Source organism: Thiorhodococcus fuscus (genome assembly GCF_042682685.1).
Classification (GTDB): domain Bacteria; phylum Pseudomonadota; class Gammaproteobacteria; order Chromatiales; family Chromatiaceae; genus Imhoffiella; species Imhoffiella fuscus.
The window spans coordinates 210,290-220,979 of the sequence record NZ_JBHUHX010000016.1 but is presented as its reverse complement, the minus strand read 5'-3'; the positions used below and the strand labels follow the sequence as shown (position 1 = coordinate 220,979).

Annotated in this window: 7 protein-coding genes; all 7 read right to left on the bottom strand. The window is 63.1% G+C overall.

The features are described 5' to 3' along the window. Nucleotides 1–3: 3 nt before the first annotated feature. Nucleotides 4–1,314 carry a replication-associated recombination protein A gene (locus ACFSJC_RS08500; RefSeq protein ID WP_386025668.1) on the bottom strand — a complete coding sequence of 437 codons (1,311 nt, stop codon included), beginning with the start codon at nucleotides 1,312–1,314 and terminating at the stop codon, nucleotides 4–6. A gap of 7 nt (nucleotides 1,315–1,321) precedes the next feature. After that, nucleotides 1,322–1,915: an outer membrane lipoprotein periplasmic chaperone LolA gene (gene lolA / locus ACFSJC_RS08495; RefSeq protein ID WP_386025666.1), complete on the bottom strand. Its 594-nt coding sequence runs from the start codon at nucleotides 1,913–1,915 to the stop codon at nucleotides 1,322–1,324. Nucleotides 1,916–2,089: 174 nt separating this feature from the next. After that, nucleotides 2,090–4,678, bottom strand: a complete 2,589-nt coding sequence (locus tag ACFSJC_RS08490) for a DNA translocase FtsK (protein ID WP_386025664.1) — start codon at nucleotides 4,676–4,678, stop codon at nucleotides 2,090–2,092. A 242-nt stretch (nucleotides 4,679–4,920) separates the two neighbouring features. After that, nucleotides 4,921–5,133 carry a cold-shock protein gene (locus ACFSJC_RS08485; protein WP_007039980.1) on the bottom strand — a complete coding sequence of 71 codons (213 nt, stop codon included), beginning with the start codon at nucleotides 5,131–5,133 and terminating at the stop codon, nucleotides 4,921–4,923. 541 nt (nucleotides 5,134–5,674) lie between these two features. Then, on the bottom strand, nucleotides 5,675–7,009 hold the full coding sequence (locus tag ACFSJC_RS08480; protein ID WP_386025662.1) for an EAL domain-containing protein: 1,335 nt from the start codon (nucleotides 7,007–7,009) through the stop codon (nucleotides 5,675–5,677). Between the two features lie 212 nt (nucleotides 7,010–7,221). Beyond that, nucleotides 7,222–9,240, bottom strand: a complete 2,019-nt coding sequence (locus ACFSJC_RS08475) for an ABC transporter ATP-binding protein (protein ID WP_386025660.1) — start codon at nucleotides 9,238–9,240, stop codon at nucleotides 7,222–7,224. A gap of 45 nt (nucleotides 9,241–9,285) precedes the next feature. Next, the gene (locus ACFSJC_RS08470; protein WP_386025658.1) at nucleotides 9,286–10,689 is read right to left on the bottom strand and encodes an ABC transporter permease; all 1,404 of its coding nucleotides are present in this window, start codon (nucleotides 10,687–10,689) and stop codon (nucleotides 9,286–9,288) included. Nucleotide 10,690: the final 1 nt, after the last annotated feature.

Below are 10,690 nucleotides of genomic sequence, written 5' to 3'. Positions count from 1 at the left end.
ACCTCATCTCCGTATCGCTCGCGCCGCCCGATCGAGCGCCCTCAAACGATCCAGCTTTTCGCGGATACGGATCTCCAGACCACGCTCGACCGGCTGGTAGTAGCTGCGCTCGCCCATCTCCTCGGGAAAATAGACCTCGCCGGCGGCGTAGGCGTCGGGCTCGTCGTGCGCGTAGCGGTAGGCGCGACCGTGGCCCAGTTCCTTCATCAGCTTGGTGGGGGCGTTGCGCAGATGGACCGGCACATCCAGCGAACCCGATGCCTTGGCGTCGGTCAACGCGGCCTTCCAGGCAACGTAGACGGCGTTGCTCTTGGCCGCGCTGGCGAGATAGACGACGGCCTGAGCGAGCATGAGTTCGCCCTCCGGGGAGCCGAGTCGCTCCTGAGCTTCCCAGGCATCGAGCGCCAGGCGCAGGGCGCGCGGATCGGCGTTGCCGATGTCCTCGCTGGCCATGCGCACGATCCGCCGGGCGATGTAGAGCGGATCGCAGCCACCGTCGATCATACGGGCGAGCCAATAGAGCGCCGCATCCGGCGCCGAGCCGCGCACCGATTTGTGCAGCGCCGAGATCTGGTCGTAGAAGATATCGCCACCCTTATCGAAGCGCCTCACGGACGCCGTCGCCACCTCGGCGACCACCTCGGGCTCGATGCGACCACCCTCGGCCAGCTGGGCGGCGAGATCCAGCAGGTTAAGCGCGCGACGCGCATCGCCGTCGGCGGCCTGGGCCAGTAGCCGGGCGCTCTCGTCCGGCAATTCGAGGCCCTGTCCACCCAGGCCACGCTCCGCATCGCTCAGTGCCCCGAGGAGCACCTGACGGATGTCGTCGACCGTCAGGGACTTGAGGACGTAGACCCGCGCCCGCGAGAGCAGCGCGTTATTGAGCGAAAAGGAGGGGTTCTCGGTGGTGGCGCCGATGAAGGTCAGGGTGCCGTTCTCGACATGCGGCAGGAAGGCATCCTGCTGGCCCTTGTTGAAGCGATGGACCTCGTCGATGAAGAGGACCGTGCCGCGCTGCTCCAACCGGCGCACGTTCTGGGCCTCGGCGACCGCCTCGCGGATCTCCTTGACCCCGGACAGGACCGCCGAGAGGGTGATGAAATGCACCCCCGAATTCTGCGCCACCAGCCGGGCCAGGGTCGTCTTGCCGGTCCCGGGCGGCCCCCAGAAGATCATCGAATGCAGCCGGCCCGACTCGATGGCTCGGCGTAGCGGCTTGCCGGGTGCAAGCAACTGCGCCTGACCGACGAAGTCATTCAGAACCGCCGGGCGCATGCGGTCCGCGAGCGGGGCTTCGTCGATCTCCGAGGCCATGTGCGGATCAGTCCACCTGGAGGAAGTCGTCGACGGCGCGCGGGTCGATCTTGAACAGATCGGGCTTGAGTGGAATGTTGCGCTGGGCGTTCGAGAAGTTCAGCCGCGTCTCCTGTCCGAAGCTGTCCTGCATGATGAGGCTGTCGAGCGTCTTGCCACTGAAACCGACCTCGATCTTGACCACATCGGTGTCCTTCTGCTTGGGGATCAGTTGAACCCAGTCGCGACCGTCCGTGCTCGGAATCGACTTGGCCTCGAAATAGGTCTGAATCGGCTCCTCGTTGGCCAGCAGGAGCGCCGGGGTTCCGCGCAGTGCGTCTTTCTGATTCTGGTGAGAGACCTGCTTCAGATCCAAATCGTGCAGATAGACCCGCTTGCCATCGGCGATGATGACCTGCTTGGTCGGCGCATCGTATTCCCAGCGAAAGCGTCCAGGACGCTGCAGATAGAGGGTTCCATGGCCCTCCATCATCTGGGTGTGGTCGGCGTTGAAGGTGTACTGCTGGAAGCTGGCCTTGAGACTGCTGAGTCCGGCGAGATACGCATCGATCCGATTGGTCGCATCGGCGGCCGATGCGCCAAGACTCCAAATCGAAGCCATCAGGAGGACAGAGATCAGAGACAGCGGGCGAACGAACAACGAAGCGCGAAGCATGGTTAGGACACCGAAGCCAGTGGGGTTGATTGCGGAGACCCTGAATTCAAGGGCAGAGACAGCGGTTTCGCGCCGAAGTGCCCGAGCGTTGCCGCATGATGCGGCAACGTCTCATGCCACTCAATCGTCGATCGGCGGCGGAGCCAGCACCTCGCGATTGCCGTTGGTCTCCGCCGCACCGACGATACCGATCCGCTCCATCTCCTCGACCATGCGTGCGGCCCGGTTGTAGCCGATCTTGAAGCGGCGCTGAACCCCCGAGATGGAGGCACGTCGGCTCTCGACCACGAACTGAACCGCCTCGTCGAACAGCGGATCCGTGTCCTCGGTGTCGCCGCCGCGTGGCTCGGGATCGATTCCGGGCAGCATCTCGGTCGGCTCGCGCAGCACGTCGTGGATGTAGTCTGGCTCGCCATAGTGGCTCTTGAGGAAGTCCACGACATGATGCACCTCATGGTCGTCGACGAAGGCACCATGGACGCGCTGCGGGATGTTCCCGGACGGCGGCAGATAGAGCATGTCGCCGTTCCCCAGCAGTTGCTCGGCGCCCATCTGGTCGAGGACGGTGCGCGAGTCGATCCGCGAGGAGACCTGGAAGGCCATGCGCGTCGGGATGTTGGCCTTGATGAGACCCGTCAGCACGTCGACCGATGGACGCTGGGTCGCGAGCAGCAGATGGATGCCCGAGGCACGCGCCTTCTGGGCGAGCCGCGCGATCAGCTCCTCGACCTTCTTGCCGACCACCATCATCATGTCCGCCAACTCGTCGATGATGACGACGACATAGGGCAGATGGGTCAGCGCCGGCGGTTCCATGTCCGGGTCGATGGCATCGGCCGGATTGAAGGTCGGATCCGGAATCGGCGTCCCGGCCTGTTCGGCCTCGGCGACTCGGCGGTTGTAACCGCCGATGTTGCGCACCCCGAGCTTGCTCATCAAACGGTAGCGGCGCTCCATCTCGCCAACGCACCAGCGCAGGGCGTTCGCGGCCTCCTTCATATCGGTGACGACCGGGGTGAGCAGATGCGGAATGCCCTCGTAGACCGAGAGTTCCAGCATCTTGGGGTCGACCATGATGAGCCGCACGTCCTCTGGCTTGGCCTTGTAGAGCAGGCTCAGGATCATGGCGTTGATGGCGACCGACTTACCCGAGCCGGTGGTTCCGGCGATCAGGGCGTGCGGCATGCGCGCCAGGTCGGCGACCACGGGTTCGCCCGCGATATCGGTTCCCAGCCCCAGGGTGAGCGGTGAGCCGGCATTCTGATAGGCCGGCGAACCGAAGATCTCGCGCAGGAAGACCGTCTCGCGCTGCTTGTTCGGAATCTCGATACCGATCACCGACTTGCCGGGAATGATCTCGACCACGCGCACGCTGACGGTGGTGAGCGCGCGGGCCAGATCGCGCGCGAGACCCGTAATCTTGCTCGCCTTGACGCCGGGCGCCAACTGGAGTTCGAACAGGGTCACGACCGGACCCGGATAGACCGCGACCACCTCCACAACGACCCCGAAATCGGACAGGGTCTGCTCCACATCCCGCGAGAGATCCTCGATCTGCTCGGGCGAGTATCCCCGACCGCTCTTGCTCGGCGGATCCAGCAATTCGAGCGGCGGAAGCGGACTGTCGCCCCAGTCCGCAGCCCGCAAGGCAGGGCGCGGCGATGGCGTCGGCTTCGCGGCGGGAACCTTGGGCGGAGACGCCTCGAATGGAGCCTCAGCCAGAACCCCTAATGGCTCCTCATCCAGCGGAGGCTCGGGGATCTTGGGCACCGTCCTTTGAGCGCGCGTGGCCCGAGGTGCGGGCTCCGGTCGCTGACCGCGCATGAGATCGGTCAATGGCAGGGCGTCGTCCAGGGTCTGCTCCGAATCCGGGGCGAAGGGCGCCGGATCCGTCATGGCATCCTGCAGCGCCTGAGGGAGGCGCCCGGAGGGTTTGCGCGAGCGCGCCGAAACGCGAGGTCGGCGCGTCTCCAGGCTCGGAACGGACTCTGGATCGATGAGATTCAGCGCGGCAGGCAGCGCCTGCACGGCCGCATCGCCGGAATCCGAGCTGTCCGCGCGCGAAAAGGCGAGCTGCGCGCCAACGCCGCTCAACACCGACCAGAGTTGACGTCCGCCGGTCAGAACGGCCGCCCCCAGATTATCGAGCAGCTTGAGCCAGGAGATCCCGAAGAAGAGCGTGAGGCTGACCAGAAGCGCCCCACCCAGCAGCAGGTTCGCGCCCGTGAAATTGAAGGCGGCGAGCATGCGCTGGCTCACCAGGAGTCCAATGCCTCCGCCAGGGCCATTCGGGAGCTTATCCGCCAAATCGGCAAGATGGATCGACGCGAAGGCGCAACCGGCGGCCAAGGTAATAAGGAATCCCACCCAGCGCAATGACAGCATCCAGGTTCGCACCCCCAGATCCTCGGCGCGTCCACGAAAAACCAGCCACGCGCTCCAGGCCACCATGAAGGGAAGCAAATAGGCGAAGTAGCCGAAGAGGTAGAGCGCCACGTCAGCGAACCAGGCACCCGTGCGGCCGCCCGCATTGGTGACCTGGGAGGTGTCTCCCACATAGGACCAACCGGGATCGGTCGGTGAGTAACTCAGCAGCGACAGCGACAGATAGATGGCCACGCACACCAGGGCCCACATGGCACCCTCGCGCAGAGCGCGCTCCACGTAATCGCTGAATGTCAACTGCCCGTAACGTGTTGCCTGTGCCATGCGCCTCTCCAAATATGCAGCGCATTATAGCCTTACAGAAGATTTTTCGTGCGGTTTCAAGATGCCGAGACCCCTCGACGACGGGGCCTGGAGGCGGACATCGACCGGAGCCAACCGAGCAAGGATGCGCCTTCGATATCCAGTGCGGAGCCCGATACGGCGAACGCCCTGAAGACAGGGCGCTCACCGATCGGAATACGACGGCCGGCGCACGGCAACCGCGCCCCGACCGAAGACTCGATTCAATTCGGAGTCACATTCTCTGCCTGCGGACCCTTCGGGCCTTGCGTGACCTCCATGGTGACGTGCTGACCTTCCTGGAGGGTCTTCCGACCCGCGCCGTTGATCGCACTGTAATGAACGAAGACGTCCTTGCCGCCCTCGCGCTCAATGAAACCGTAGCCCTTCTCGTCGTTGAACCACTTCACTGTGCCGGTAACCAAATCGCCTGCCATATCAACCTCATCACAAAAAACGCACCAACCTTGGTTGGCAATACTCGATCCAGCCTCTTCATTGAGGCCGGTATCGCATCCCGCTCCCAATCGAGCGGAAATTCACGCAGGAAGCCAGGCCCCATAATTAACCGATCATTCGAACCGACATCATTCGAAATGAATCCATAGACCCTGGGTTCACTTATTGTCGCAGCGCATCACGATCGATCGCCAGATCGCCGAACCAATCGGCGTCGACGCAACGACCTTCAATAGAAACACCCTACCCTAAGCCTCCGATATTACGCACTCAGACAATCGGTTCGAACCGACTTGAACAAGACACCATCCAAAGAATGCGTTTGAAGTCTGACTTATATAGGAAACAAAAAGGAGGGAAACGCTATTGCGGAAATTACGAATCTAATGATGCTAATCAGTGCAAGGACCTGTACTGCGAGACACTCCAAAACATGCTCAAAACTGGCCAATCCGATTGCCCGTTCTCTCTCGCGCACCATTGTACAGCAGAGCGAAACCAGGTGCGAGAGGCGAATGATCAATCCGCGTCCTGGACATATGGCCCCGTTTCGATATGCCGTACGCTGGGGTACACGAGATCAGGATTCGGCATACTCATGAAATTGCCCTGGATTGCATCGACCCCGGCCGCAAACAGCATCGGCATCAATTCTGCGTTGTCCACGGCCAACGCAATGACTCGAACACCCTCTTTATGCGCACAGCGGACAAATGCATTGAGCGCGCTCTGCGAGGCTCGGCCTTCGACCAGCCCCTGAGTAATGGCGCGCGGAAGCTTCACATGGGTGATGAAATCGCTGTTTGCCTCCAAAAAGGGACCATCCTCGAGTCTCGGGTCTTCGACCAGCAGACCATGCTGGCACGACCGAAGCAGCGCAGCCAGATTCACCAGCCCATCCCGCGCCTCGGTAAAGGCCGCCTTGCGAACCTCGACCACGACCGAACCTGGAGCCAGATGGGCCGCAGAGGCGAAAGCGCCCAGCGCACGCACGGTCTGCTCGGAATGCAAGGTTTCCGTCGCCACGTTGACGAATAGAATCGCGTCCGGAGCCCCTCCCGACTGCATCTCCTCCAGCACCGACAGCGCCTGACGAAAGATCCAGAGATCAATCTTATCCATCCAACCGGCCTCCGCCAGGGTTGGAAGAAAGCTGTCCGGCATCAAGAGACCGCCCGATTCGTCCTTGAGACGAACCAGGGTTTCGAACATGTTGCGGTGATCCTCATTCGCCCTGAACGACACGATCGGCTGATACTCGAGCGTCAGCCCACCCGCATCGATGAGCGCACGAAGCCGGCTCTGGTCCAATACAGGGAGGGAAAGGGTCTCCGACGCCTCAGCGGCTGCAGCCTCTTGCGCATGCCGCGATCTGATCGACCGACTGAGGTCGTTGATGGTCGCGACCGAGAAGCCCGCCTTGAGCTCGGGATCGAAGACGGCGGCCGAGTAGCGCACCTCACGGAGCTGCTTGCGCACGACAGCGTTCCGGATCTCGCGCTCGCAGACCATCAGCAGATGATCCATATCCTCCCGATCGACCAGATCGCAGGCACCGTGCCGGTATCCCTCGGCTGCGGAAAGCTCGAGATCGGATGACTTGAGGAGCACCAGAGAGGCATCGATCTTCTCCTTGACCGCATCGATCTCGACCGACACCTCGCTGCCGAGATAGGTGGCCGCATCGCAGAGGATGAGATCCCACCAATGCGGCCGCTCAAGCGCGGAATGCAATGCCTCTGCCCGAGACACCTCGGTCAGATCCACCACGATGCCATGCCGATTCAATAGCGCACTGATCCGCAGCTCGGCTGGTTCAGGATAGATGCAGAGTATCTTCTTGACTTTGCTCATCCGGAGTCGACGGTATCGAATTGTGAACGCAACCCTATTCGTAGCCGAACCTTACGTCGAGGCAGGGAAAAGCGCAAGCACTCGAAAAGAGGCGCTCCAGAAGGAATGCCTTGAGGCCGGCAGGAACCGAGCACGCTTCTCAACAATAGCGTTTCTTGCATTCACCTGTTCCGATCGCCCCCAGAAATCACAGTAAACGCCCGCCTCAGCCATCAATTGAGGTGAAAGCAATGGGCCGAGTGCGAATCGCTCAAAGCGACCTCGGGGGGATAGGCCCGCACGCATTCGGAGGTCGCCAAAGGGCAGCGCGGATGGAAATGACACCCCTGCGGGGGATGACTTGGAGAAGGCATATCGCCCTCCAACCGGATCACGGCCCGGCGCTTGTCGGGATCGACAGAGGGAACGGCGGATAGAAGCGCCCGGGTATAGGGATGCCGTGGATCGTCCAGAACCTCGTCGACGCCACCCCGCTCCACGACCCGCCCGAGGTACATGACCGCCACCTCCTGCGCCAGGTAGGCCACGACCGCGATGTTGTGGGTGATGAACAGATAGGAGAGATCGAGCCTGGCCTGCAGATCCTTGAGCAGATTGAGGATCTGCGCCTGGACCGAGACGTCGAGCGCACTGGTCGGCTCGTCGCAGACGATGAGGCGTGGCTCGACCGCCAGCGCCCTGGCGATACAGATCCGCTGACGCTGGCCGCCCGAGAACTCGTGCGGATAGCGTCTGGCCGCCTCGGGATCCATACCGACCAGTTCGAGCAGTTCGGCCACCCGCCGTGCCCGTCCCGTCCGACTCGGCTCGATCCTCAGCGCCTGAAGCCCCTCCCCGATCACATCGCCGACCAGCATGCGCGGGTTCATGGAGGCATAGGGATCCTGAAAGATGACCTGCAACTCCTTGCGGTACGGACGCATCTGTCGATGCCCAAGCCCGACCAGATCGCGATCCCGATAGAGGACCGAGCCGCCCGTCGGTCGGATGAGCTGCAGAATGCCCTTGCCAGCGGTCGTCTTGCCACACCCCGATTCACCAACCAGGGCCAGGGTACGACCGCCCCGCAGATCGAGCGACAGCCCATCCACCGCCTTCACCTGCCCCACGACCCGACGGAAGAGACCGCGATGAATGGGGAAATGCACCTTGAGATCGATCGCGCGCAGCAAGGGCTCGCGCGCCTCGCCCCGAGACATCGCTGACTCAACGGAATGGTCGGATACCGACTCGACGTCAACGGGCATCTCGAACACTGGCGCATCCGCATCCCAGAGATGGCAGCGCACCCCGCGACCGCGCTCCAGCAGGCGCCATTCAGGAACCGTCTCGCGGCAGATCGGCATGACCGAATCGCAACGATCGGCGAAGCGGCAGCCCTCGAATGCCCGATCGAGCGGCGGGACACGACCGGAAATCATGGCGAGGCGGCCGTGACGCTTCTGCGCCGAGGGCAGACTTTCCATCAGCTTGCGACTGTACGGATGCGCGGGGCCGGCGAAAAACTCGGCGACCCCGGCCGTCTCCACGATCTGACCGGCATACATGACCGCCAGACGATCGGCAGTCTCGGCGACCACCCCGAGATCATGAGTAATCAGGAGCACAGCCATCCCGGTCTCGCGACGCAGGTCCTTGATCAAACTCAGCACCTGGGCTTGGATGGTAACGTCCAGGGCTGTCGTCGGCTCGTCGGCGATGAGCAGCCGAGGATCGCCGGCCAAGGCCATAGCGATCATGACGCGCTGCTTCATGCCGCCGGACAGCTGATGCGGATACGCCTCGACCCGTCGCTCGGGATCGGAAATACCGACGGACCGCAGAAGATCGACCACGCGCTCGCGCACCCGAGCCTGGGAGGCGCCTTCATGCACGCGAACCGCTTCGGCGATCTGAGCCCCGACCGTCAGCACGGGATTCAGCGAGGTCTGGGGCTCCTGAAAGATCATCGCCATCCCGCCGCCGCGCACCTGCCGCATCTCAGACTCGGTGAGTCGCAACAGGTCGGTCCCGGCGAACCGAACGCCCCCGGACAGGATACGCCCGCCCGGCGGCAGCAGCCGCATCAGCGACAGCGCCGTCATCGACTTGCCGCAGCCGGACTCGCCGAGCAAGGCGAAGGTCTCGCCGGCCGCGATTCGCAGATCCAGACCATCGACGACTCGCGACGGACAGGTTTCATCGCCGAGCTGAGTCGTCAGCCCTTCGACCTCCAGAAGGGTTTCAGTCATGGTTCGACTCCAGGCAAAAGCAGATCGAGCGCACAGGCATCCCGATCATCGCGCGGTGCGGATACGCGGATCGAAGGCATCGCGTACCACGTCGGCGAAGAGATTGGCGGCGAGCACCAGTACGAACATGAACAGAAAGGCCGCTGCCAGAGACCACCAAACGACGGGGTCGCGCGCCAGTTCGAGCCGGGCGCTGTTGATCATGTTGCCCCAGCTGTTCATGGTCGGATCGACCCCGATGTTGACATAGGAGAGCACGGCCTCGGCCAAGACCAGACCGCTGAAGTCCAGCACCAGGGTGATGATGACGATATGCATGACGTTGGGCAGGATGTGCCGGGTGATCAGGGTGAAATGTCCGACCCCGAGCGCCAGCGAGGCCTGAACATAGTCGGCCTCGCGCAGCTTGAGCGATTCGCCGCGCAGCAGCCGACACAGCCCGGTCCAACTGGTCACACCCAGAATCACGCAAAGAAAGAGCAGACGCAGGTCCGCCCGCTCCACCAGGCTGGAGAAGGATTCGGCATGGTTGCTCATGTAGACCTGGAGCATGAGGATAGCGGCGGCGATGAGCAGCACGCCCGGGATCGAGTTCAGCGTGGTGTAGAGATACTGGATGAGATCGTCCACCCAGCCGCGAAAATAGCCGGCCGCGATTCCCAGCAGAATCGCCGCCGGCAGCATCACCAGCGTGGTGAGGGTTCCGATCAGCAGCCCGGTGCGCACGCTCTTGAGCGTCTGGTAGAAGACGTCCTCGCCAACCTTGTCGGTACCCAGGATGTGGTATGCGGCCGCCAACTCCCCGGCCACGCATCCGAGCACCAGCAGCCCGCCGAGCACCGCCAGCCCCGTCATCCAGGGAATCTCCGTCCCGGGTGCCCGCCATCGCATCCAGGTCGCCTGCCAGGACTCGGCGCGCCGCCGACCGCTCAGCCATAAGAGTGTCCCAGTGACGGCCACCCAAAGCAGGAATCCCTTCAGCAGACCCACGAGACTGCGCATCAGGATGTCGCCCGCGCGATCCTCGGCCGGATCGGCCAGATGGGCCCCGCCATGGATCAGCCTCGGATAGGCGCGCGTCACACCCCCGTCGGGCAGCTCGACCGCCTCCTTGACGTACAGATGGGTCGCGAACGGGGCCGAATAGGTCACTTCCTGGCGCTCGCGCAGACCGCTCAGGGCCAGGTCGAACAGGCTCAGCACCTCTGGGGCATAGACCGACTCGCCACCCGGCCGATCGACCTTGAGCCGAACATGGACGCTGTCCAGCACGGCGATCGAGGCATAGCCCGCCAGCACGATGAGGGTCGCCATCCCTATCCGGGATCTCAGGACACGCCGCCAGGGCGCCCGCAGATGCTCGTGACGCGCCGCATGGAGACCGAAGGCGATCGCGACGGCGAGCAGCAGATAGACCAGCGCATCCGTCCAAAGCAGGACCGGGGTCATC

Excerpts from the sequence above, each read along its gene's own strand:
- ACFSJC_RS08500 (WP_386025668.1), bottom strand. The coding sequence starts at position 1,314 with ATGGCCTCGGAGATCGACGAAGCCCCGCTCGCGGACCGCATGCGCCCG.
- ACFSJC_RS08475 (WP_386025660.1), bottom strand. The coding sequence starts at position 9,240 with ATGACTGAAACCCTTCTGGAGGTCGAAGGGCTGACGACTCAGCTCGGC.
- ACFSJC_RS08490 (WP_386025664.1), bottom strand. The coding sequence starts at position 4,678 with ATGGCACAGGCAACACGTTACGGGCAGTTGACATTCAGCGATTACGTG.
- ACFSJC_RS08470 (WP_386025658.1), bottom strand. The coding sequence starts at position 10,689 with ATGACCCCGGTCCTGCTTTGGACGGATGCGCTGGTCTATCTGCTGCTC.
- ACFSJC_RS08480 (WP_386025662.1), bottom strand. The coding sequence starts at position 7,009 with ATGAGCAAAGTCAAGAAGATACTCTGCATCTATCCTGAACCAGCCGAG.
- ACFSJC_RS08485 (WP_007039980.1), bottom strand. The coding sequence starts at position 5,133 with ATGGCAGGCGATTTGGTTACCGGCACAGTGAAGTGGTTCAACGACGAG.
- lolA (WP_386025666.1), bottom strand. The coding sequence starts at position 1,915 with ATGGCTTCGATTTGGAGTCTTGGCGCATCGGCCGCCGATGCGACCAAT.